The sequence below is a fragment of the Mesorhizobium cantuariense genome, from assembly GCF_042647205.1.
Lineage (GTDB): Bacteria > Pseudomonadota > Alphaproteobacteria > Rhizobiales > Rhizobiaceae > Mesorhizobium > Mesorhizobium cantuariense.
In genome coordinates this window covers 927854-951756 of sequence record NZ_JBHRVD010000001.1, presented here as the reverse complement: position 1 = coordinate 951756, position 23903 = coordinate 927854, and the positions used below count along the sequence as shown (strand labels likewise).

General features: G+C 60.4%; 18 protein-coding genes and 1 tRNA gene. 6 read left to right on the top strand and 13 right to left on the bottom strand.

Annotated features, from left to right (window positions below; translation table 11 throughout):
• Positions 1-14: 14 nt before the first annotated feature.
• Complete coding sequence (gene melA, locus ACFOJ9_RS04480) at positions 15-1481, bottom strand: alpha-glucosidase/alpha-galactosidase (RefSeq protein ID WP_378977076.1); 1467 nt, start codon at positions 1479-1481, stop codon at positions 15-17.
• Between the two features lie 66 nt (positions 1482-1547).
• Between melA and ACFOJ9_RS04475 the strand changes: the two genes are divergently transcribed.
• Positions 1548-2603: an AraC family transcriptional regulator gene (locus ACFOJ9_RS04475; RefSeq protein WP_378977074.1), complete on the top strand. Its 1056-nt coding sequence runs from the start codon at positions 1548-1550 to the stop codon at positions 2601-2603.
• A 15-nt stretch (positions 2604-2618) separates the two neighbouring features.
• Here ACFOJ9_RS04475 and ACFOJ9_RS04470 read toward each other — a convergent pair whose 3' ends face one another.
• The 5 genes from ACFOJ9_RS04470 to ACFOJ9_RS04450 form a co-directional block, all read right to left on the bottom strand.
• Positions 2619-4646 carry an aldo/keto reductase gene (locus ACFOJ9_RS04470; RefSeq protein WP_378977072.1) on the bottom strand — a complete coding sequence of 676 codons (2028 nt, stop codon included), beginning with the start codon at positions 4644-4646 and terminating at the stop codon, positions 2619-2621.
• A 35-nt stretch (positions 4647-4681) separates the two neighbouring features.
• On the bottom strand, positions 4682-5776 hold the full coding sequence (locus ACFOJ9_RS04465) for an ABC transporter ATP-binding protein (RefSeq protein ID WP_378977070.1): 1095 nt from the start codon (positions 5774-5776) through the stop codon (positions 4682-4684).
• A gap of 8 nt (positions 5777-5784) precedes the next feature.
• The gene (locus ACFOJ9_RS04460) at positions 5785-6621 is read right to left on the bottom strand and encodes a carbohydrate ABC transporter permease (protein ID WP_378977068.1); all 837 of its coding nucleotides are present in this window, start codon (positions 6619-6621) and stop codon (positions 5785-5787) included.
• Positions 6618-7478: a carbohydrate ABC transporter permease gene (locus tag ACFOJ9_RS04455; RefSeq protein ID WP_378977066.1), complete on the bottom strand. Its 861-nt coding sequence runs from the start codon at positions 7476-7478 to the stop codon at positions 6618-6620. Before ACFOJ9_RS04455 ends, ACFOJ9_RS04460 begins: the two co-directional genes overlap by 4 nt.
• Before the next feature lie 139 nt (positions 7479-7617).
• Positions 7618-8889 (bottom strand): ABC transporter substrate-binding protein, encoded by a 1272-nt coding sequence (locus ACFOJ9_RS04450; protein WP_378977064.1) that lies wholly within the window; start codon positions 8887-8889, stop codon positions 7618-7620.
• Positions 8890-8995: 106 nt separating this feature from the next.
• Here ACFOJ9_RS04450 and ACFOJ9_RS04445 point away from each other — a divergent pair, with 106 nt between their 5' ends.
• The 5 genes from ACFOJ9_RS04445 to ACFOJ9_RS04425 all read left to right on the top strand — a co-directional run bounded on the left by ACFOJ9_RS04445 (position 8996) and on the right by ACFOJ9_RS04425 (position 15142).
• A complete protein-coding gene (locus ACFOJ9_RS04445) occupies positions 8996-9868 on the top strand; it encodes a helix-turn-helix domain-containing protein (protein ID WP_378977062.1) in 873 nt (290 codons plus the stop codon).
• A 323-nt stretch (positions 9869-10191) separates the two neighbouring features.
• A tRNA-Phe gene (locus ACFOJ9_RS04440) sits at positions 10192-10267 on the top strand.
• Positions 10268-10478: 211 nt separating this feature from the next.
• Positions 10479-11708: a tyrosine-type recombinase/integrase gene (locus tag ACFOJ9_RS04435; protein ID WP_378977060.1), complete on the top strand. Its 1230-nt coding sequence runs from the start codon at positions 10479-10481 to the stop codon at positions 11706-11708.
• Positions 11709-11902: 194 nt separating this feature from the next.
• A complete protein-coding gene (locus ACFOJ9_RS04430; RefSeq protein WP_378977058.1) occupies positions 11903-13270 on the top strand; it encodes a lipase/acyltransferase domain-containing protein in 1368 nt (455 codons plus the stop codon).
• Between the two features lie 6 nt (positions 13271-13276).
• Positions 13277-15142, top strand: a complete 1866-nt coding sequence (locus tag ACFOJ9_RS04425) for a CHAT domain-containing protein (protein ID WP_378977056.1) — start codon at positions 13277-13279, stop codon at positions 15140-15142.
• Here ACFOJ9_RS04425 and ACFOJ9_RS04420 read toward each other — a convergent pair.
• The 7 genes from ACFOJ9_RS04420 to trbL all read right to left on the bottom strand — a co-directional run bounded on the left by ACFOJ9_RS04420 (position 15135) and on the right by trbL (position 23895).
• Positions 15135-17684 carry a S8 family peptidase gene (locus ACFOJ9_RS04420; RefSeq protein WP_378977054.1) on the bottom strand — a complete coding sequence of 850 codons (2550 nt, stop codon included), beginning with the start codon at positions 17682-17684 and terminating at the stop codon, positions 15135-15137. The genes ACFOJ9_RS04425 and ACFOJ9_RS04420 overlap by 8 nt on opposite strands.
• 39 nt (positions 17685-17723) lie before the next feature.
• Positions 17724-18701 (bottom strand): AAA family ATPase, encoded by a 978-nt coding sequence (locus ACFOJ9_RS04415; protein WP_378923810.1) that lies wholly within the window; start codon positions 18699-18701, stop codon positions 17724-17726.
• 607 nt (positions 18702-19308) lie between these two features.
• Entirely contained in the window at positions 19309-19581 is a 273-nt protein-coding gene (locus ACFOJ9_RS04410; protein WP_378977052.1) for a DUF2274 domain-containing protein, read from the bottom strand.
• A gap of 12 nt (positions 19582-19593) precedes the next feature.
• Positions 19594-20811: a TrbI/VirB10 family protein gene (locus ACFOJ9_RS04405; RefSeq protein ID WP_378923812.1), complete on the bottom strand. Its 1218-nt coding sequence runs from the start codon at positions 20809-20811 to the stop codon at positions 19594-19596.
• A gap of 11 nt (positions 20812-20822) precedes the next feature.
• Complete coding sequence (trbG, locus tag ACFOJ9_RS04400; RefSeq protein WP_378923813.1) at positions 20823-21851, bottom strand: P-type conjugative transfer protein TrbG; 1029 nt, start codon at positions 21849-21851, stop codon at positions 20823-20825.
• Complete coding sequence (gene trbF / locus ACFOJ9_RS04395; RefSeq protein ID WP_378923814.1) at positions 21841-22572, bottom strand: conjugal transfer protein TrbF; 732 nt, start codon at positions 22570-22572, stop codon at positions 21841-21843. Before trbF ends, trbG begins: the two co-directional genes overlap by 11 nt.
• Entirely contained in the window at positions 22573-23895 is a 1323-nt protein-coding gene (gene trbL, locus ACFOJ9_RS04390) for a P-type conjugative transfer protein TrbL (protein ID WP_378923815.1), read from the bottom strand.
• Positions 23896-23903 lie beyond the last annotated feature (8 nt).

Sequence of the window (23903 nt, the reverse complement as noted above, 5' to 3'; positions counted from 1 at the left end):
TCAGCCGGCCCGTTTCAGCCGGCTTGTTTCAGCGCGGCTTTTTCGGCGCGCAATTCCTCGATCGAGCGAACGCTGCGCCGTGCGGCGCCCGCCCACTCGCGGGTCTTCACCGCCGATGTCGACAGCCGCTCCGTGGCGGCCGGAACCGCATGGGCATATTGCGGCAGCCAGGCTGCCTGGGCGACGACCATCTCATCGACCATCTGCCAGACCTCCTCCGGGGTCGAAACCGCGCCGACCAGCGGGTCATGCAGTACGGCAAGCTTCAACAGATCGATGTCGCCTGATATCGCGGCATGCACCGACATGCGCTGAACGTTGATCGAGGCGATGCAGGTGGCGGCGCAGGCTTCCGGCAGCGTGATGCCGGCGGCCATGTTGATGCCGAAACGGTCGACGAAGCCGGGCGACTCGATGATGGCGTCCTGCGGCAGGTTGGTGATCACCCCATTGTTCCTGACGTTGAAGTGGCCGCGATAGACGCGGTTGGTCTCCAGCGCCTCCAATATGTGGCTGGCATGCTCGTTGGAGCGCCTCGAAGGATCGATCGGCTGTGACGCCGCTTCGAGGAACTGCGGATATTCCGTTTCGAACCAGTTGCGGGTTTCCGTCGAGTGGCGGAGATAGCCGCCAGTTTCACCGTGGATCCAGTCGGACATATCGATCCAGCGCGTGATCTCATCGGGGCGCTTGCGGTACCACGGCAGATATTCGGAAAGATGGCCGTTGCTTTCGGTCGAATAGACGCCGAAGCGCTTCAGGACATCGATGCGCAGCTTCTCCTGTTGCGAATAGACCGGATGCGCCTCGAAGGCGGCCACCAGTTCGTCCTTGCCGATGGGACGGCCGTTCAGGCGCAGATCGATGAACCAGGTCTGATGGTTGATGCCGGAACAGACATAGTCGAGCTCCTGCGTGGACTTCGCGCCAAGCACCTCGGCGATCTGCTCGGCGCCGTGCTGGACGCCGTGGCAGAGCCCGACGGTGTCGACCTTACCGTATTCGATCGCCGCCCAGGTGTTCATCGCCATCGGGTTGGCGTAGTTCAGGAATTTGACGTTCGTCTCAGCGACCTCGCGTATGTCCTTGCAGAAGTCCAGGATCACCGGGATGTTGCGCTGGCCATAGAGAATGCCGCCGGCACAGATCGTATCGCCGACACATTGGTCGATGCCGTATTTCAGGGGAATGCGGATATCGTCGGCATAGGCTTCGAGGCCGCCGACCCGCACGCAACTGATGACGTAGCGAGCGCCTTCGAGCGCCTTGCGGCGGTCGGTAGTCGCCGTCACCCTGGTCGGCAATCTGTTCGCCTCGACGATCCTGTCGAGGATCGCCTTGATCATCTGAAGATTGTGCTCGCTGACGTCGGTCAACGCGAATTCGATGTCGGTGAATTCGGGCACGCACAAGATGTCGGTGAATAATTTCTTGGTGAAGCCGACGCTGCCCGCACCGATGATAGCGATTTTGAAACTCATCAGCCGCACCTCATTCCATTCGAATTGCAGGCAAGGAATGACAATGGGAAGCTGTAGCCACATGCCATGACATGTATGCAGGACAAGCCGGAATCCGGCTCGCCAACCTCCCTGTCCGCTCCTCGACTGCGGATCTCTCTCGCTTTTCGATGGGGATTATGCGCTTATTCGCGAGCGCGACCAGAGAAGGATTATGCTTTCAAGGGTAATTTTGTGCTGCAGGATTTGATAGAAAACGGACAGTCCATGCGCACGATCTCGCTGCCGCGCGGCCGCCAGCGCCTGCACGCCATGCCGACGAGCACGGGCTATGAAGTGCGCGAGGACGAAATCTACGACTGGGATGGGCGAAAGCGCGGCCAGACGCCGTTCACCGTGCTGCAGCACACGATCAGCGGAACCGGCCGGCTGCGCTACGAGAACCGCAACTACCGCCTGCAGAAGAACGACACATTGCTGGTGCTGGTGCCGCACAACCACCGCTACTGGCTGGCCGGGGATGAGCGCTGGGAATATTTCTGGATTTCGATGAACGGCGAGGAGGCGCTGCGCATCCACAAGTCGATCCTCAGCGTCTCGGGTCCTGTATTTCGGCTGCAGCCGGCGACGATCGATCATCTTGCCGATTGCAGCCTGCGCCTGATCAAAGGGGCCGCGTCGCCGGGGGCTGCTTCGGCGATAGCCTACGAGGCCGCGATGGCGCTCTATGACGATGTCTTCGGCTCACATGCCTTTGCCGAAAAACAGAGCGTCATGCAGCCGGTCATCGATCACATCGGTGCCAATCTCGACAGGCCGCTGCCGGTTGCGGACCTGGTCCAGATCAGTGGCCTCAGCCGGGCCCATTTCTCACGCTGCTTCGCCGAAAGCGAAGGCCTGCCGCCGGCCGAGTTCGTGCTGCAGCAGCGCCTGCAACGCGCGGCCAAGCTGCTGACCAAGGCGGATTTCCTGCCGGTGAAGGAAGTCGCCATCCTGTGCGGTTTCGAGGACGCCAACTACTTTTCGAAGGTCTTCCGCCGCTGCTACGGCATCACGCCGAGCCAATTCCGCACCACCGGCATGTATGCCAATTTGAGAACCCCGGCGAGGCGTGGCGTCAGGGCGCCTGATGACGAAACCTGACGCCATCACCGTTGACTAGGCAGCGCGCAGACTGCCGACATCCAGCCATTCGAGATCGGCCCGCGAAAGCGTGATGTCGAGGGCGCGCAGGCTGTCGTCCAACTCGTCCAGCGTGCGCGGCCCGATCAGCGGGATGGATGGAAAGGGCTGAGCGAGCACATAGGCCAGCGCAATATGGATCGGGCTCTTGCCCAGTCTCGCGGCAAGTTCGATCGCCCGGTCGCGGCGGCCGAAATTTCGCTCCGAGTACCACACCCGCACCAGTTCCTCGTTGTCGCGCTTGTCGCGCCCGGCGCGATCGGTGAAGAAGCCACGCCCCTGGCTCGACCAAGCGAAGTTCGGCATCTGCCGGGCGGTTAGCCAGGCCTTCCACGCATCCGTAGAGGACGTAATGCAGCCCGCCCAGATCGGCTCCAGCATTTCGGCCAGCGAGAAATTGTTGGACAGCGCGCCGGGCTTTTGCTTGCCGGTGCGCTCGGCATAGGCAATGGCCTCATCCATGCGTTCCATCGTCCAGTTCGAGCCGCCGAACGGGCCGCGGATACGGCCAGCCTTGACCTCACGATCCATCGCATCGACGAATTCGCCGACCGGCACATCCGGATTGTCGCGGTGCATGAAATAGACATCGACATGATCGGTCTGCAGCCGATCGAGCGACTGGTCGAGCTGCTTGCCGATTACATCGGGATAGCAGAGCGGCGAATGCGCGCCCTTGGCGATGACCACCGATTGCGCGCGTACGCCGCGATTTTTCAACCATTCGCCAAGCAGCTTCTCGGTATAGCCGGCGCCGTAGACATAACCGGTATCGAAGAGATTGCCGCCGGCCTCGAAAAAGGCATCGAGCAGGATCGAACCCGAGGAAAACGTGCGGAAATCCTCGAAGCCGAGCGCCACCACCGACGCAGGCTTCGACAGGCCCGGGATCGTGCGCTTGGCGATCGCCGTGCCGCCCGATCGCAAAGGCCGGCCGGAGATGGTGTTGATGCGTTGTTGGGCCTTCTCGATCCCGTATTCGAGGCCGGCTGCCGCCCGCCATCTGTCCAGCACACGCAAGGTGCCGAGGCTTTCCGCCCACGTCATGCCCGGCCAGGCGAACTCCTGACGCCCGGCGCGGATGGCCTCACCGGCTGCGTCGACCTCGAAGGAATAGACATGGCGCTTCTCGTTGACACTGATGATCTCGCGCGTGCCATCGGATGCGATGACGTCGATCTGGCCCAGGCCGACATCGCGGTTGCCTCCGGCGAACCAGAAGTCCGGCACCTCGATGCGGCCTTTGGTGCCCAGGATGCGCAAGACATTGTCCTGGTTAAGCGAGATGCTGCAGGAGACTTCGGCGACAATGCCACCCGGGAAATGCAGCAGTGCGGAGGCCCATTCGTCGACGCCGGACTGGCCAAGATGGGCGGTGCCGACCACCTTGTCCGGTTCAGCGAAAGGTTGTCCGAGCGCCGCGCCGGCAATCAGCCGCACCATCGAGACGGGATAGCCGCCGACGTCAAGAATGCCGCCGCCGGCGAGATCGTTGGCATAGAGCCGGTGCTGCGGCATGAAGCCCGGCATGGCGAAGCCGAAACTCGATTTGATCATCCTGATGTCGCCGATGACACCAGACCTGATCAGCTCCACCAGCTTCAGCGTCTGCGGATGCAGCCGGTACATGAAGGCTTCGCCGAGGAATGTGCCGGCCTTGCGTGCGGCATGGATCATGGCGTCGGCTTCGAAAGCGGTCAGTGCAAGCGGCTTTTCACACAGTACATGCTTTCCGGCCTCGGCCGCCTTGATCGCCCATTGCGCATGGCCGGGATGCGGTATCGAAATGTAGACGGCATCGATGTCGGGATCGGCGAGCAGCGCGTCGTAGCCGTCGAGGATGCGGGCGCCGGGAAAACTCTCGGCAAGGCCAGGCTTGGCGGGATTTCGCGCGCCGATGGCAACCAGCTTTCCGGCGCGCGAATCGGCCACGCCACGGGCAAAGGACTGGGCGATGCTGCCCGGGCCGAGGATGCCCCAGCGAATGGGCGTGGTTGCGGTCATTGTCATTCTCCTTGAAGGCTGGAAAGGGCCGGCGGTCAGCGCAGCCGCAATCCTTTTTCGTCGAACAGGTAGGATTTGCGGATGGAAACGGTGATTTCGGGCGTGTCGGGGACCTTTGCCGCGTCGCGCTGGATCACCACGTCGTCACCGTTGGCCGTTCTGGCGTAAAGGAAACTTGTGCCACCCAGGTGCTCGACCACGTCGATGGCAACCACAAGGTCGGCGTCGCCTTCTCCTGCATTGCCGAAATGTTCGGGCCGCACACCGACAATGACCTTGCTTCCGATCTTGGGGCTCCCCGCTTCGGGTGCAGCGCCGGTCAGCGGTTGCGTGATGCAGGTCTTCTCCTGACCCGCGAGCTCGACCACGACACCACGCGCATCGCGGCCGACAATGCGGCCGTTGATGAAGTTCATCTTCGGTGAACCGACAAAGCCCGCGACGAACTGATTGTCGGGATTGTCGTAGAGATCGAGCGGCCGGCCGATCTGCTCGATATGGCCGGCGCGCATCACGACAATCCTGTCGGCGAGCGTCATCGCCTCGGTCTGGTCGTGGGTGACGTAGATCATCGTCGTGCCCAGTTCTTTGTGCAGCCGCGATATCTCGACCCGCATCTGCACCCTGAGTTCGGCGTCGAGGTTGCTGAGCGGCTCGTCGAACAGGAACACCTGCGGTTCGCGCACGATGGCGCGGCCTATGGCGACCCGCTGGCGCTGGCCACCCGACAATTGCTTGGGGCGACGCTTCATCAACTCGTCGATGCGCAGGATTTCGGAGGCCCGCTTGACGCGCCGGTCGGTGTCGGCCTTCGGGTTGCCGGTCATGCGCAGCCCAAAACTCAGATTCTGTTCGACGCTCATGTGCGGATAGAGTGCGTAGGACTGGAAGACCATGGCGATGCCGCGGTCGGCCGGCTCTACATCGTTGACGAGGTTGCCGCCGATGGCGATCTCGCCGCCGCTGATGTCCTCGAGCCCGGCGATCATCCTGAGCAGCGTCGATTTTCCGCAGCCCGAAGGGCCGACGAAGACGACGAACTCGCCGTCTTTGATGTCGATGCTGGCACCATGGACGACCTCGAAGACGCCGAAGCGCTTGACGACATTGTTGAGCGTGACCGTTGCCATGCTGCCCCTTACTTGACCGCGCCGGCGGCGATGCCGGCGATGAAATGGCGCTGCAGCAGCACGAAGACGACGAGCATCGGCACCGTCAGCATCACCGCGCCCGCCATGATGCCGCCCCACGACACTTTGGTGAGACCGATCAGCGTGCCGAGCGCCACCGGCGCCGTCATCGAACCGGGTTGGCTGTTGATCAAAAGTGGCCAAAGATAATTGTTCCAGGAGGCGAGGAACAGGATGATGGCGAGCGCCGCCAGCATCGGCCGCGCCAAAGGCAGTGCGACGAAGAGGAAGATGCGCCATTCCTTGACGCCCTCGACGCGCGCCGCATCGAAGAGGTCGTCCGGCATCATCGAAAAACTCTGCCGCATGAACAGCACGCCGAGCGAATTGAACAGCGGCGGCACGATCAACGCCACCCAGGTGTTGGCAAGCTTGAAATCGCGCGCCACCATGATGAATTGCGGGATCAGCACGACCGCATAGGGAAGCGTGATGGTGCCGAGGATGATGGCGACAATCGCGCCCTTGCCGAAGAACTGGTAGCGGGCCAGCGCCCAGCCGGCCATCGACGTCAGCAGCACCGACAGGACGGTGTAGGTCACCGCCACCGAGACCGAAATGCCGATGGCGCCGACGAAGTTGGTGTCGCGCTGCAGGTTGTTGAAATTGTCGATGAAATTGCCGTGCGGCAAAAGCTCGATGCCGGGACTGAAGATGCCGTTGTCGGGCATGGTCGAGAACACCACCATCATCCACAGCGGAAACAGCCAGATCAGCGCCAGCGGCGTCAGGACCAAATGCAGCAAGAGGCTGCGTCCCAGCCTGGCGGAGGAGCGCGAACTCATTTCGGTTCCCTCGTCAGCCACAGTTGCACCAGCGTGATGGAGATCGCCAGCCCGGCCATGGTGTAGGCGACGGCCGAGGCGTAGCCGAAGTTGAGCGACCGAAAACCCTGGCGGTAAAGCAGCAGGCCAAGCGTCTCCGTGCCGCCGCCCGGTCCGCCGCGCTCGGTGATCAGGAAGGGCTCGGTGAACAGCTGCATGGTGCCGATGATCGACAGCACGAGGCAGAACACGATGACCGGCTTCAGGAGCGGCAGGGTGATGTAGAAGAACTGCTTGAGCTTGCTGACGCGGTCGAGCGTCGCCGCCTCGTAGACATCTTCGGGAATGGACTGCATGCCGGCGAGCAGGATGATGGCGTTGTAACCGGCCCAGCGCCAGGTCACCGCGATCATGATCAGCGCCATCGCCGGCGTGACGTTGGAAAACCAGTCGATCTTGGGCAGGCCGACGCTGTTCAGAAGCTTGTTGATGATGCCGAAATCGAGGTTGAACATCAGCCGGAACACCGCCGAATAGGCGACCTCGCCGACCACGACCGGGGCGAAGAAGGCAAAGCGGTAGAGGCCGCGCGCCTTCAAGAGCGGCGAGTTCAAAAGCACGGCCATGACGAGCGCCAGCGAGATCATCACCGGCACCTGGATGACAAGGATGAGCAGCGTGTTCTTCAGCGCGTTGAAGAAGGCAGGGTCGCCGATCAATCGGCCCCAGTTGAAGCCTGGCGCGAACCGCCACGGCACGGTGCGCGTCGCCTGGAAGGAGATCATGAAGGAGCTGATGATCGGCCACACCCAGAAGATTGCGAAGATCAGCAGATAGGGCGCGAGGAAGCGATAGGCCGTGGCGTTGCGGTTGCGCATCCTCATCCTCCTTCATCCGTCGGCGCTTGGTCATGGCCCCGCAGCAGCAGAGCCGGTTTGTCAGAACCATCACACACCCCATTTGGAGTGCGATCGGGTCCGGGCGGCGCGAATGCCATCCCGGACCCGGCTTGGGAGGTCACGATTTGACGGGCAATCCGGTCGCCGCGGCGATCTGGCTTGCGGCGTCGTCGAGTGCCGCCTTGGCGTCGGGGTAGCCGCCGGCCAGATATTTGGTCTGCACGGCGCGAACGATGATTTCGGCGTCGCTCTGGAACGGCGTGCCGCGGCTCGGAACAACCTTGGGCAAGGTGCCGAGGATGTCCTTCCACACCGCCTGGCCGCCCCAATAAGGCAGGCCTTCGGAAACATAGGGCTCATTGAGCGCCGACACCAGCGAGGGCACCAGGCCGAACTCCTTCAGCATCGTGATCTGGCCTTCATTGGTTCCGAGCGTGTACTTCAGATAGGCGTAGGCAGCCTCCTTGTTCTTGGACGCCGAGGTGATGGCCAGCGAGGATCCGCCGAGATTGGCGGCGCGCGGCCCGTCGGCGGTGAGGCTCGGCATCAGATAGACGCCCCATTTGCCGTTTTCACCGGCCGATTCCGTGCGGATGGTGCCTTCATACCAACCGCCATAGATCTGGGTGGCGACGGTGCCGGCAGTGTTGTTGGTGATCTTGGTGCCCCAGTCGGCCGATGAGATGATACCGGCGTCCTTCATCTCCTTGACCTTGGTCATGGCGTCGACGCATTTGGGCTGGTTGACCGTGATCGATTGGCCGTCGGCGGCGAAATAGGCGCAGCCCTGCTCGTTAGCGATCATGCGGAAGAATTCCGAGTCGCCGTTGAAATCGGCGTTGGTCATGGTGACGCCCGGATTGGCGGCCTGGATCTTCTTGCCGGCGGCGATGAAATCGTCCCAGGTCTTGATCGACGCCGGATCGACGCCGGCCTTTTCGTAGAAGTCGCGGCGATAGAAGGCGGCGACCGGACCCGAATCCCACGGCATCGCATAGGCCTTGTCGCCGACTTCGAGCTCGGTGCGTTTGAAGTCGGGGAATTTCGCCTGGTCCTCGGCTGTGTAGCCGAGCGTATGCAGGTCGACGAAGCAGTCGGGGAACTGGTTCCAGTAGTTTTCAGCCTCGCCGTTCTCGATCGAGACGATGTCCGGCAGGCCGACGCCGCCGGCGGCGCAGCCGGCGATCGACTTGTCGTAGGTCGGCTGGTTGCCAAGATCCTGGACCGTGACCTTGACGTCGGGAAATTGCTTGTTGAAGCCGGCAATGGTCGCCTTCAGCGATGAAGCCGCGACATTCCAGCTCCAGATGGTGATTTCGCCGGATTGCGCAAAGGCCGGGGCTGAGCCCAGGGCAAGCGCGAGCGCGGCGCAGGTCATTGTGATGCGCATAGAAATCCTCCCATTTCATTTGCTCTCTCACTGTGAGCGTAGCTAGACTATGCAGTGGGCAGGGCCTGTCGCCGTCAAAGGGAATATGAAATTGGCGGAAAGTAAGATGCCGGAAAGGCCGTTTTACCAGCCTGGCGCCAGCAGCGTGGAAGGCCTGCCGCTGGCCTTGCAGATGTTTCACAACCATCCGCTGGTGATGCTCAAGCCGCATTGGCATGCCCAGGTCGAGGTGAATTTCATCGTGCGCGGCAGCGTGCACTACCGCATGAACGAACATGAGATCGCACTGTCGGCGGGCGAGATGTGCCTGTTCTGGGGCGGCCTGCCGCACCAGATGGACGATCTCAGCGACGACGCCATCTATGCCGGCGCGCATCTGCCGCTGGTGCATTTCTTCCGCTTGCATTTGCCGACGGATGTCCGCCATCGGCTGATGACGGGCGCCACGCTGGTGACCGGCGCCACCGACCCGGCGGACCACCACAATTTCGAGCGCTGGAACCGCTACTTCCGCTCGAAAGATCCGGCCATGACCGAGCATGCCGTCAACGAGTTGCTGCTCAGACTGGAGCGGGTGCGGTTCGAGCCCTACCGGCTCGTGCCCGAAACCGCGCCCGGCCAGGAAACGGGCAGCCCGTTCGACCAGCAGTCGTCGCGCAATGTCGGGCGCATGTGCGATTTCATCGCCGAGAATTTCCTCTACGACATCGATTGCGTGAATATAGCGGCGGCCGCTGACATCCATCCCAAGTACGCGATGAGCCTGTTCAAGAAATCCACCGGCATGACGCTCAACGAGTATGTGAACCTTTTGCGGCTGAGCTACGCGCAGGCGCTTTTGATGCATCAGGACGCCAATGTGCTGCGCGTCGCCATGGATTCGGGCTTCGGCTCGCTCAGCGCCTTCAACAAGTCGTTCCGCAAGCTGGCCGGCATGTCACCCTCCGATTTTCGCAGGGGCGTGACCGGCGTCAGATAGGCGATGCCGACTTGCGGCGCGCCCGATGTCGCGAAAGCATTGCTGCGCCTCGATCGCCGGCTAAAAGACGTGTCATTGCAGTTCGGGCTGGAACAGTGACGCGGACGAGGGTGACGAAGGCCGGATCGTGCCATGCTATGCGTCATTCCGGCCATGGCAGCAGCATGGAAACCGGGGCATTGCACGGCATCGCTTTTCCTGTCTGAAATCGCCACCTAGGCGCTGGACAGGCCGAATTCCCGTGCTATAACCCACGCGCTTTCAAGGGGCGCCCACGGCGCCTTGATGAAATCCGGTGTGCGAGTTTTCGTTTGCCGGAACAGGCCCAGATAGCTCAGTTGGTAGAGCAGCGGACTGAAAATCCGCGTGTCGGTGGTTCGAATCCGCCTCTGGGCACCATCCTCTCTCCCCCCGCGCACTCTTTCGCCGAAGCCTCTACGCTTTGCTCCCTATAAGCGCCTGAATTCACTGCTATTTTCAGCACGAAAGACGTGCTTGGGCGAATTTCGTCGTAGCTCGGCAAACTTGGTCCAACGAGGCGAGCTGTTGGTATTTTTGTTGGTATCTGAGAGTCTGTTGGTATCGAAGCGCCAGACAGGAGGTCCCACAAATGGCTCTATCCGACGTGAAATGCCGCAACACCCGGCCCGCGTCCAACCTCCAGAAACTCTCCGACGGCGGTGGGTTGCAGCTGTGGGTGCAGCCATCGGGCACGCGGCTATGGCGCCTGGCGTATCGGTTCGACGGCAAGCAGAAGCTTTTATCCTTGGGCAGCTATCCTGTCATTTCTCTCGCAGATGCCCGCCAAGCGCGCGATGAGGCAAAGCGCCTTCTTAAGGCTGGTGCCGACCCAGCGCAGGAGCGCAGGTTCCGCAAAGCCAGTTCGCCAAAAGACACCTTTCGGTCAATCGCGGACGAATATGTTGACAAGCTGAAGAAGGAGGGACGTGCCGACCGGACGATCAGCAAGGTCAAATGGCTGCTCGACTTTGCCTATCCGACAATCGGCGACAAGAGCATTCGAGAGATCGATGCGTCCACAATTCTCACTGCCCTTCGTCGCGTGGAGGTTCGGGGTCGGTACGAGTCGGCCAGGCGACTTCGTTCCACTATTGGCAGTGTGTTTCGATACGCAATCGCGACTGCACGCGCTGAGGCAGATCCAACGTTCGCCCTGAGGGGCGCACTCATCAGTCCAACGGTCACACCGCGTGCCGCCGTTACCGATCCGAAGGCATTGGGCGGCTTGCTGCGTGCAATCGAGACATTCGACGGACAGCCTACAACGCGAGCCGCCCTGAAGCTGATGGCGCTGCTGTTTCCTCGTCCCGGTGAGCTTCGCGCCTCAGAATGGGTGGAGTTCGACTTTGAAAATTCGGTTTGGATCATTCCGGAAGCGCGCATGAAAATGCGACGACCACACCGGGTTCCTCTTTCCAGGCAGGCGGTGACTATTCTGACCGATCTTACAAAAATCTCCGGCAATGGGACGCTGCTATTTCCAAGCGTGCGATCGGCTTCCAGGCCGATTTCCGACAATACCCTCAATGCGGCCCTGCGTCGTCTTGGCTACAGCAAACGAGAGGCGACGGCGCACGGCTTTCGGGCAACGGCATCAACCCTACTAAACGAATGCGGCAAGTGGCATCCCGACGCCATAGAGCGCCAACTGGCCCATATCGAAAACAACAACGTTCGCCGCGCTTATGCCCGCGCGGAGCACTGGGAAGAGCGCGTAAGGATGTTGCAGTGGTGGGCAGATTATCTGGACGAAATTGAGAGCGCTGATACCCGCGGCGGGCTGAGTCAAAAAAGTCTCAGAGCAAACGCACATCCGTGAACATGAAAGTCTGTTTGGGGCCGTGTATGGACGGCTCCAGTCTGGGATCCAAAAAGGGGACGTTATCCCCTCGTGCGATTTCTGTCAGTATGCTGGCATGACAATGCGCTGTTTTCTTGACATATCGCCATATCGATAGCGACTTTCAGCGTCAATGAATAATCTCGAAGTCCCGAATCATGGAGCATTTCCAGATGAACCCCGACATCGTAATCTTGCTGCCGGGGCTCGTCGGTTCTGTTCTATCGAAGGACGGAAGAGATATCTGGAATTACTCGGGCGCGGCGGGATGGCGTTTGAAGTTCGACAACGCACTTCAGCAGCTTGAACTTCATGCACCAGAGGATGAGACCCTCGACGACCTCGGTGATGGAGTGACGGCCCGGGCTCTCATCGATGATTTGGTGCTCATCCCTTATCTATGCAAATGGGGCGGCTATTCCGATCTCACTGGCGGGCTCCTCGATCGGAAAGGTCTGGTGCATGGCAGGAATTTCTTCCAGTTTCCGTATGACTGGCGACGGAGCAATCGTGTGTCCGCGCGCAAGTTAGCCGAGCGGGCGCACGGGTGGCTGTCAAAGTGGCGTACCGCTAGCGGAAATGCGGACGCTCGGATCGTATTTATCGCCCACTCGATGGGCGGCCTCGTCGCTCGCTACTTCATCGAGTGTCTGGAAGGCTGGAAAGTGACGCGGTGCCTCGTGAGCATAGGTACTCCCTTCCGCGGGTCGGGAAATGCCGTGTCCTTTCTCTGTAACGGCTTCACGATGGGGCCCGGGCCTCTTGCGTTTGACGGCACGGAGGCACTGCGCTCATTCGATTCCGTATATCAACTGCTGCCGATTTATCCATTTGTTTCGCTTCCAGGCCTAACTGACCCTGTTCGCATAAGGGATGTCGACTTGCCCAATATTGACCGCGGACGAGCAATCGAAGCGGCCGAATTCCATCAGCAGGTCACAGAAGCCGTCAAAGCGAATGCTAGAATTGAAGCTTATTTAGCCATCGGCTCGATTGTGCGGCCTATTGTGGGGACGGATCAATCGACGAATGAGTCTGCCAAGCTTAAAGGCGGCAAGCTGGAGATCTTGAAATCGCACCCGAGCGGAACACACATGGGTGACGGAACGGTCCCTCGAGTTTCCGCTTCTCCGATCGATCTCGACGAGAAATATTGTACCTATATTCCCAATCAGCATTCGCTTCTGCAAAGCGATAGTGCGTGCATCAATCACTTGCACGGCGTACTGACGGCCCAAGCAATCAACGATGCCAAGTTCCGGGCCTCCGATGAGCACCCCATTGATTTGTCCGTCGGCGAAGTTCAGCTCGCCTCCGACCCCATCGTCATAGCAGCAACCCCGTTCCGCTATGTTCAGTACCTCGAAGCCTCGATCAAAAACATGGATCGCCCAGGGGACATCGTAACGACACGCCTTACCCCTACAGGCGAAAACGAGGAGTATCGAGCCGAAGTCCGCTTGGGCGCAGGAGCGTTTCAGATCGAAGTCACCGGCCAAGGGCTGCGGCCAGTGCGGGACGTCCTGATGGTCGTGGATTGAATGCCCATGGGAGACAGAGGAACCATTTGGCTTTGGAGGTTCGACCAAGGCATCGTCACGGAACGGCGTTTCCTGCGAGGACAGCCTCAGCCTGGGGATAATTGGCGCAAGGTAGCCGAAAGCATCTACAGCTATGCGGGGGACATCTACCAACTTTCAGTCCGGTTCAGAGACGGGAGGCTTGCAGCGCGGGGGCAGGTCGAAAGCGAGAATGTACGCGAGTCGATTCTCAACATTCTCGGAAGCTACGAGTTTGCCGGCGAAGTGCGGACCGTTATCGAAGTCACCGCGCGTTTCAAGTCGGCGACGACACATCGCCACGAGGCCACGCAACGGCCGCCGTCAGACGCGCCGGCAACGGATTTAAGCAACTCGGTCGAGCGCTTTCCAGCCATCACCGCATTCGATGTCCCCAAGCCCGGTGAAGTATTTCGATTCAGCGTCAACCTGCTGCGCTCGAAACATCAATGGACGATAGGCGACAGCGTCGTCATCCGCGACCTGGACTCAGATTGGTCCGACCTGGATCTAGCAGTCGAAATAGTATCGCAAGAGTTGACGTTTGAAGCTGGCGCGAATGTCGGCACCATCAAGATCATTCGCAACGCAGACTCGGTTGCAGCGAGCTTTGAAGCCCGGGTTTCCTCTGATACCGCTTCCCAGTCCGTCCTGATCGATGCGGTGTTTCACTACAACGGCCGCTACAGCGGAAGAGCGAGGCGGGACTTCGAGCTGGTGAATGTCTCTGCTCCCGGGGCGTCTACCTCGGGGGTGCCGCACAGAGCGCCTGACGGCGTGATTGACGTGGACAGGAAAGCCGACTCTCCCGAGCTCTTGCTGGCGATCCTAAGTGCGAGCCAGCCTAACAGATATATTTTCTATTGTACGGCACCGAAGGCGCGAAAGGCTGGAGGGAAAGGGGCGAGCGGCATCGTGGACTTGGGTCTGGACGGCGGCCAGAAATTCGCGCAGTCCCTGCTTGTCGAATGTCCCACACTGCCGCCAAAGTGCCATGAGAGCGCGCTTCGCGGCATTGGAGAGCGTATCTGGCAGAGCGTGCCAAGCGTGTTCAAAGATGTGTATTGGGATTTGCGGGAAGAGATAGGACCAAACTTCCCGATCCAGATCGTGACCGATGAACCATATGTGCCCTGGGAGATGATGCGACCGGACGAGGGAGACAATCCTGACGAGCACGATCATCTTTTCATGAGCCATCCGATCAGCAGGTGGTGCATAGACTTCGAGCGCGGGATGCCGAATACCTTTGGACACGGCATCATCGCCACCTGCGTGCCGGAGTACCGCAGCGGCGCAACGCTTCCTGCAGCGCGAGAGGAGGAGGCTTTTCTAGTCAGCAGCTACGGTGCCAAGAAATTCGGCAACACGTGCGGCGAATTCAAATCATTTTGGACAACCAAGTTGCCCGAGGATCACGTAACGCTGCTCCATTTTGCAGGCCACGGGTATCCAGCAATGGACGGCCAGCCAGCCCGCATCCGCCTCTCCGATGGCGACGTATCCACAAACGACATCCATAGCGGGGTCACCTTGGGCAAACGTGATACCACGTTTGTCATCTTGAACGCATGCGACGTGGGCTCAAGCGATGTCAAGCTCGGACTGGTCGACAACTGGGCAAGCAAGCTGACGGAGCGGCGCTTTGGCGGCCTGCTCGCTCCGATTTGGAAGGTTAAGGACGAGACTGCATCGATGGTCGTCCGAGATTACGTCACCAACCTCATGGATGGCGACACCGTGGGCAACGCGATGCTAATCGCGCGCGTGGCCGGTCGCAGGGCATCTGCGACACCGTTTGCCTATATTTGCTACGGCGATGTCATGGCCAGGGTGGCCCAGGCTGTCAAGTGACCGCCCTGATTGGCTCTACCAGCAAAGTGGCAGGTATCTTGTTTCTGACCTCCGCCATCAGATCGCCACTCTCTTCAGGCGTTCGTATAGAAACCACCAGCGAGAAGTTCACTTCCCTGTCGTAGCGCTCTGCGCTGGTGATCTCGCCCCACCAGCCGTGCACCGGCGATACCGAAATGGCATCGCGAGCCGCAAGCTTATACGCTTCGCCATGCCAGATGTCCTGGATCAGCGATCCACGCTGCCGATCGCCGAGCAGCCAGCCGTCATCGGTAGCATTCTGCAAATTGTCAGGCGGCTCTGCCCAGTTTACTCGCCGCTTGGCGCTTGCGTCACTTTCACCGAAACGCTTAACTTCGAACTTCAGCCGATGGGATGGGTATCTGTCCAGCCGGTCTCGCGACGCTGCATGGGGCTCAGGTTCGACGAAATATGAAAGCGTGCACCGCATCTCGACCTGAGTGTTTCTCAGACTGCGCAAGATCTCCGTGGGCCATGGCAGCTTGAAGTACTTCATTTCCTTCAGCCTGATATGCCCGTCCGCCATCTCGTACGGCTGCAGCTTATCTTCCACGACTAGCGTCAGAGCGTTCCCTGCGCTCGCGAAAAGACGCTCTTCGTTCGGAACGCCCCAGCCAAAGCGGCTAATGATCTGGGCGCAAGCTCCCGAGGAACGGCCCAATTCCCTTCTCGCGTTTCGATAGTGGGCCAACATGGCAGGCGTCCAGTCAGCAGCGTTGGCCATCAGCGCGCGGACTGTCTCCATCCGCATTGCAGGATAGCGGGCGAGCAGTTTGGCCGCGAGGTGGGATGCGAGCGCGGTCGCAGTGCTCGTCTCACCGGAATAGGCAAACGGCTCGGCCGGCGTGTTGATACCTGTGGTGAGGACCATGTGATTGTGGGATGGCCGGCAAAAGACATCGCCGTCCTCGATGAGAAAATTGCCGCCTTCCATCACGATGTCCGGCTTGCAGAAGCGGACTGCCTCATTGAAGGAAGGCCAGCCCTCAGAGGTCCTCGACGTCGGGGCAAGGTCTCCAACGGGCGCCAGCAGCCTCCCCCTGCCATGACGCTTCAGCGAAACAGCGCCGACAGCCAGCGCATTCAATGACTGAGCTGGGGACTGAACGGGGAACGCGATGTTGCGTCTGTCGTAGTCGGCCTTCTGATATGGCTCATCATCGTGGTGGGGCGCATTCCCCACCGCGACTACAAACAGCCGGGTGCGGTTTCCATCTCCAAAAGCGAGGTCGTCGACCACGGACGAGGTTGATGTGGGCACCCCTTTCTCGGACTCTCCTGCCGCTGTCTGGGCCAGACAGAAAACGCGCGTTGCTGCATCTGCCTCGACAACATCGACAGCCCGGCGGACGGCATCGCGCGCAGGCACCCTGACCCCACTGTCTGGTCCGTTAACGACAACCGATTCAAGCGCCGTGCTCGCAATAATCGGCATCGTACCGCTCACGAGCACATCCATATCACCATATTGCGCCAACCCAGCCATTCGGGTTCCGTGACCGTTGTGGTCCGCGTTGTCCCAGGTAGGGTCGGCGCTGAAGCAGCGATTGCCTGGAAGCATGGGCCGCAACAATGGATGGGTGCGTTTCACGCCAGTGTCGAGAACGGTGACACGTGGTGCATCTGCCGGGGGCGCGACGATGCGCTGGGCGACTGCGTCCAACGCCAAAGCGCGCCTCACTTTCGGCATCTCGGAGAAATCCGATGCAAATGACGAGGCGCTGCGCAGCGACACGATAGCGCCGGATGCGCGCAAGACCTGATTCAGTTCTTCCGCCGCTGCATGAACGGTCCTGACGATGGATTCGACGAAGACTGTGGCATTTCCAACGGTCTCTATCGAACTGTCGTTGAGGGCCCTGAGAAAATATTGTTCAAGGTCGGGCCGCAGCCAAACTTCCCAATCGTGCTTCGTGCGCCTACGGGGAAACCTGTTAAGCGGATCAGTCCAGAGGTCCTGGAGCGTCGCCTCACGGATCGTGTCGCTGGATTCGAAAAGCCAGAAGTTGCGAGGCCGACTCCTGCTGCCGTCATCGTCGTCATCATAGTCCTGAATGCCGGCATCACCGCCTTCCCACTCCCCGTACTTGTGAAGAGCCTCTTCCAGAGACTTCAACATAGAGCGGGTCGCAAAGAAAACGGCGCGGTCGCACTGGATGGAGTTCCGCTCCTCGTCGGCCTCATTGCTGCCCGGAGCCCGGCGCACGTTCAGGAGCTTGAGCCCTCGGGTCGTCGACCTCTGCTTTTTGGACACTTCAAGCCGCTCCGCCGGGCGGCCCTCGATCGCGATCGGGATTCCGCGAAACTTGCTTGGAACTCTGTTCGCCTTCTGCGCTTCATTGAAATCATCAAGTAGAGAGCGCATATCGGAGACTTGGCTCAGCAAGTTTTCAGCATGCAGACGCCGGTCTGCAACCCTTTCCCGACGTTTGGCCCCACCCCCGCCAGGCGCTGTGAAATTCTTCGAGCGGACTCCTAAGCCGCGTAAATGGACATGCCTGTATAAATTGCTGTCTGCCATATGAGCTGAAACACATCCCCCAAGGAATGACCGAATCGGTCACTCAGCGGTGTGTATTGTAGCTCTGTCCTGCAGTGACCGGAACAAGACATCAGTCGTAAGCACAGAATTATGGTCTAGCACTGCGTCCCGGGCAGCATCCTCAGCCGCCGCCACGAGATCAGCCTGACTGAGACCTCCACAGGCCGCTTCGATTTTTTCCCAATCGATGGTTTGGAGCTTGAACATCGGCAGCTGATTGGCGAGCACCCGGCGAGCCTCTTCGGCCGAAGGCTTCGCGTAAACGAAGGCGGCATGAAACCTTCGAAATATCGCTGGATCGAGAAGCGTGCGATGATTTGTGGCTGCAATGATCACGCTTCTGGAGTCATCCTCCTCCAGGAACTGCAGGAAAGACGTCAGCATCCGCCGCGCTTCGCCGATATCATTGTCCGCGCCGCGGCTGGCGGCCAGAGCATCGACCTCATCAAAAAGGTACACGCCCCGCATGTTCTTCATCGCGTCGAATATCAGCCTGAGCTTTCCGGCTGTCTCGCCCATGTATTTGGTGATCACCCCATCGAGCAAGATCGTGAACAACGGAAGGCCCAGCTCGCCGGCGATGGCTGCAGCGGTCATGGACTTGCCTGTTCCTGGAGGCCCGGAGAGCAGAAACTTGCGCCGCGGTTCCAGCCCCTTCTCACGCAGAGATTCCGCTTCCTGATGCTCCCTGACGAGTCGACGCATTCGCCGCTGCAGATCCGATGCGAGAACCATGTCTGCGAGGCGCACCTGCGGATAGGACGCGCGCACTAGGCCGGCAAGTTCTCCCCTCGGGGCCACGATCGGCATTGGAGATGATGGTTTTTGGCGGTCGGCACGGATACGGTCGACGATGGTGCTGATCTCTTGGGCAACTTTGGATTTGCCCGCCTTCTGCGCATCCAGTGCGATGTGTTCAGCGATTGACAGAAAGAGGCTGTCGTCGCGCGCGGCGTGACTGCGGATCATTGCAATGATCTGGCGCGCATTGGTCATGGATCAGCCCTTCTCTCAGCCAAAAGGGTACTTATAGCGGCCTCGACGTCCGGAATCGTTAGCATAAATTTTTGCAATATATGCAACGATTCGTCCACTGAGTTTCCATTTTGTCGCACCCCTCCAACCCCCAGTCTCCGAGCGTCGCCGGCTACAATATCCCGCGCCAAGAAGTTCTCGACTTGCAATTTAACCGGCGCCGAGAATGCCTTGTTTGACATCGACCTGCTTAAGGTCGCCTTTGAGATTCCGATGTCGCGAGCGCATTCGGACATGCTCCAACCTGCTCCAGCCAACACCATGGCCAGCTTTGCCACAAGGGCTGGATCGCGTATACGCCTTGGTCTTCCTCGCATAAGACAAATATTGCATATATTGTTGCATTAATCAAGCGTGGAAAGGGGCTGTCCGCATTGGTGGCCTCCGGCACCGTTGAGCGATAACAAAACGACATGGACTGCAACCGTTCGTTGCCACCATAGGGCAGTGCGCTGCTTTGGCCGCTTTCAGCGAGTGGCATGGTAAAGCACAATGGCCGTCTTCAAGCGCAAAGTTACCGTTCACGTCGTGACCACACAGGAAGCGCGTGGCGTATAGTCGATATTCCTCAATCGGACCTAGGCGTTGATTGGCGCCGTGATTTCTCCGACGTGTCTGAGGTTGGCATGCCGTCCTTTTTGGCCTTGGCAAACGCGCGGTCGCTTTCCAGGAACTCCGCCAGCATGAACGGGATGAGCTCGGCCACCGCTTCAGACTCGCCATAGGTCTGGCGGTAAAGCGTCGCATAGTCGTTCAGTGCTTGGCCCAGGCCGGCGCTTACAGTGATGATGATCTTGGAAGGGGTCCGGTCCGGAAGCTTCCCGAGTTTCAGGTTGGCCATGACTACTCCTGTTCAACCCGAATACGGCCGCAGCACGAGATCCTTATGTACGATGACGCGCAGCGGCCAACCGGGACGGACGATGATGGTGGGTTGGATGTTCAGGTTCTTTTCGGTGATGCGCTGGCCGGCCTGACTGACGTTCTGCTGAGTGGATTCCCGGATTGCCTTGACAAGATCGCTTTCGTTTTCCCCAAAACTCAGCTCGGTGCCGACGCCCAGTAGAGTGGCTAGCGCAACGCCCTTGATCAGCTGCCATGTGTGGAAATCCACCTTGTCCTCAAGCCCCGCATAACCGGCGGTGTCTGTGGCGGGCAGATTGTCGATTTCGATCGACGAGCCGTCGGGCATCACAATTCGCTGCCAGACCAGCAGCGCACGTTTTTGGCCAAAGGCGACGACGCTGTCATAGGTACCGATCAACCGTGAGCCTTGCGGGATCAGCAAGGTGCTGCCGGTGACCGAGTCGTGCACGCTCTCGGTGACCTGCGCGACGACCAGACCGGGCAAATCAGAATTAATGCCGGTGATCAGGCTTGCTGCAATCACGCTGCCGGCCATCAGCTGATGGGGCGAAGCCGGCGTCTGCAGCGCATGCGGATTGTAGATCCCATTTGTGCTCTGCTGGCTGATAAAATCGAGCTTACGCTGCTGATTGTTCTGGTCACCCTCGGCTGGTGCAACGGAACCTCGCGTACCTACCGCATCGGGTTGCCCAAGCGGTGCTTCAAATGGTGGCCGGGCTCCCCGCGCGTTGTCGGCGACATTCGTCCCACTGGGCCGGTTCTCGATCCGGAACAAGACTTGCGACTCACGCGCCTCAATTGCCTGCTGAGCAAGCCGCTGCTCCTCGGCGGAAACCTCCTGCCCCGGCGCGATGCCAAGTTGGCGCTGGCGTTCGAGGATAGGGCGGCCGAGGTCGCCAGGCAGAGGTGGTCCAAGCGCCGGCGGCTTGGGCTTGATTCCGGAATAATCCTTGGGAAGCGTTTCAAGTCCTTCGGCAGTTGGCTTACGCTCGGTATTGTAGAGTTCTTCCGCCTGGTCTTTGATGCGCCAAGCCGGTCCTTGGAGCGCCATCATGGTAACGCCGAATATGGCGCTGGATCCAACCGCGGTGATAGCAATGATCACGCCGCGTTTGAACCGGACTGCGCGCCGAGGCGAGGCCCGCAATTGCAGTTGCTCGGGGTCGAGTTTCGGCGGAGCATTTGAGCGGGAAGTATCAGTCATGAGCCTCCCCCTCACCTACCAAGACGCGGAAAGAAGGCTATCCGCCGCGGCGGTTGCCGGCCATCAGTCCTCGTGATTCGCACGACCTGCTGCTGTTTGGTGCCGAGGCGCAGTTCAGCAGCGGCGAAGAGGCGATCGACGATGTAATAGTTGCCGCGCATGCGGTAATTGACGAGTTGGCTATCCCCGTCAGGACCGACGACGAAGAGCGGCGGTGCCTCGCCCTGATCAATCCGGCGCGGGAATTCGATATAAACCTTGCTGCCATCGTCGAAAGCGCGCTTCGGTCTCCAAGCCGGCGTGTCGCCAGTAATCGAATAGCGGAAGCGAACGTTCTCCAGTGACACATTCGACGCAACCGGCGTGCCAGCCTCGGCTTGAGCGTTGCTTCGGCGCAGCGCGATGATCTGGTCCTCGCTGTAGGTCCAGGAGATTGCCGCCATTGCGGTCTTCTCGGTGCTTTGAAGTTGCAGATGGTAGGTCCGCCGGTCCGTTGTGATGACCAGATTGGTGCTGAGCCCCGGCGCGAAGGGTTTTACCAGCACATGGGTGCGCTGGTTGTTACCGGTGCCGCTGACGGTATCGCCGATGACCCAGCGCACCGTGTCGCCGGCCGACACGGATGTCAGTTTCTCCCCTGACTGCAGGGCGATATCGCTGACGCGCTCCGGCGCCGCATAAAGCTGATAAAGCGCGCCATCGGCGAAGGGATAGACCTGCACCGCGTTGACATAGCCATACCTGGTGGGCTGCTGCGTCGCCGCCTTGTTGGCGTCGGCGACACGTTCTTCAGGGGAGCGCTTGTCCTCGGCGACCTTGCCCGGCTCGGGTTGCAGCTGGCCAGGAAGCGGCAGCGGCTTTGGCACCTCGACTATCTTGACCGGCTTCCCCGGCGCCTTCTCGATTGCCGCCGGTCTGAAATCAGCAGCGTCATAGGAAATCTCAGGCGGCAGCACCGGTTTCGATGCACAGGCTGGTAGGACAGCTGCTGAGACCGACAGGATCAGTGCGGCACGGAACGATGGGGCTCTATTTGTCATTGGCTGGCTCCTTCGGGGAAACGGATGTCGGCGCGGCGCTGTCGAGCTCACGCGACCAGTCGACGGCGTTGATGAAGACGCCGAGCGGATTGTTGCGCAGCTGGTCCGTGTTGCTTGGTGGGCGGATCACGATGGTAAGGATCGCGGTCCAGCGCGTCGTGCTGGCCAAGCTGCCGCGTTCAAAAACCTGCTCGGTCCATTTGACCTGGAACGAGCTATTGGATGCCCGAACCACGCTGGTCACCTGCACCGACACGCTGCGCGTTCCGATCTGACCGAAGGGATCGTTCGCCTTGGCGTACTCGTTGAGGAAGAGTGCTGCGCGGTCGGTAGCAAAGTCATAGGCTGCCAGCCAGTTCTGCCGCACCAGCACCGGATCGGTGGAGACCGAACGGACATTCTGGATGAAGCGGCCGAGATGCCAGGCGATCTGGGCATCGGAGGGTTCGTAATCCCGGACTGCTGGCGCAACGGCGCGCGCCTCGCCGAAGCGGTCGACCTCGACGACGTAAGGCACGACGCGGCTTTGCATCGACTGCCATACAAGTCCGCAGGAAAGTCCAGTCGCCAAGACCAGACAGCCCAGGGCCATGAGCCGCCAATTGCGGGCCTGCACCCGAGATGAGCCGATACGCTCGTCCCAGAGCTGGGCGGCTTTCTGATACGGCGTGACCGGTTCGGGTGTCTTGCCGTAACGTTGAACGGGTCGCTTGAAGAGCATCTAGTCGTCCTTGTCATTGAGAGAGGGATTGGCGCTGCCACCCGGCCTGTCGCCATCACGGACCGCCTGCACTGCGGCGTGTCGATGGGCACGGGCGGTCTGTTCGGAACGCAATTGCCTTGCCCAATTGGGAGCGGCATCAGTGGCTGTACCGGCTGGGCTTCCGGCCATTGACGCGGTCGGCGTACCGCCAGTCGCGGTCCAGGCGGCTTCGCGGCCGGCGTCGGCGCTGCGCCCGAACGTTCCCGCGGCAGATCGTGCAGCTCGCATCGCGGCGCCACCGGCGGCACTGGTCACACCCTGCAGTCCAGCAGCTACACCGGACCGGCCAGAGTCGAGCGAGGTTGCGCGCCCCAGCTGCCAAGCCGTGGAAGCAATCGATCCCATCGAGGTGCCAGCACGGACTGCGGCGAGACTGCCGCCGGTTGCCATGCGCGCGCCGGCAAATGTCGCGCCTCCGGCAACGAGTGATGCGCCGGCGGCAGCCGCAGTGGTTCCGAGTGCGGCGCCAGCGCCAAGCTGCGGCGCGCCAGAGACAAGACCCGAAGCGATACCTGGCCCGAAGATGCCGAGCCCAAGCAGCGACAGCGCACCAAGCACTTGTGACATGGCGGCGGCCAGGTCCGGCTCCTTGCCTTGCAGCGCGGAAGCGAACTCGCCGAAGAGCGTGGAGCCGATGCCCACGATGACGGCGAGCACCATCACCTTAATGCCCGACGAGATCACATTGCCGAGCACGCGCTCGGCCAGAAACGCCGAACGGTTCCAGAGTGCGAATGGAACCAGAACGAAGCCCGCCAAAGTGGTGAGCTTGAACTCGAGGATGGTGATGAACAGCTGGATGGAAAGAATAAAGAAGGCGATGATGACCAGGAACCAGGCCACAAGCAGCACGAAGATGGTGAGCGCATTGCCGAAGATTTCTGGGAAGCCCAGGAGCTGGCTTGCCTGATCGAGCAGCGGCCAGGCACCCTCGAAACCGGTCGCGGCAATGCGGCCCGGATGCAAAAGATTGTCGGCGGAGAGATTGCCAGAGGACGCGTTGATGCCGAGACCGGCAAAGGACCGATAGATGATGTCGGCAAGGTTCTTGAAATTGTTCAGGATGAAGGCGAACACGCCGACATAGAGTACCTTGCGGATGAGCCGGCCGGGAACGTTGGGTTCGCCGCCGAGTGCCCAGGCCAGGCCGGCAAGTGTGATGTCGATGCCGATCAGGGTCGTGGTGAGGAAGGCGACATCGCCCGAGAGCAGACCGAACCCGCTGTCGATATAGCGGACAAAGGTCTCCATGAAGCGATCGATGACCCCAAGGTCGTTCATGCCGCCTT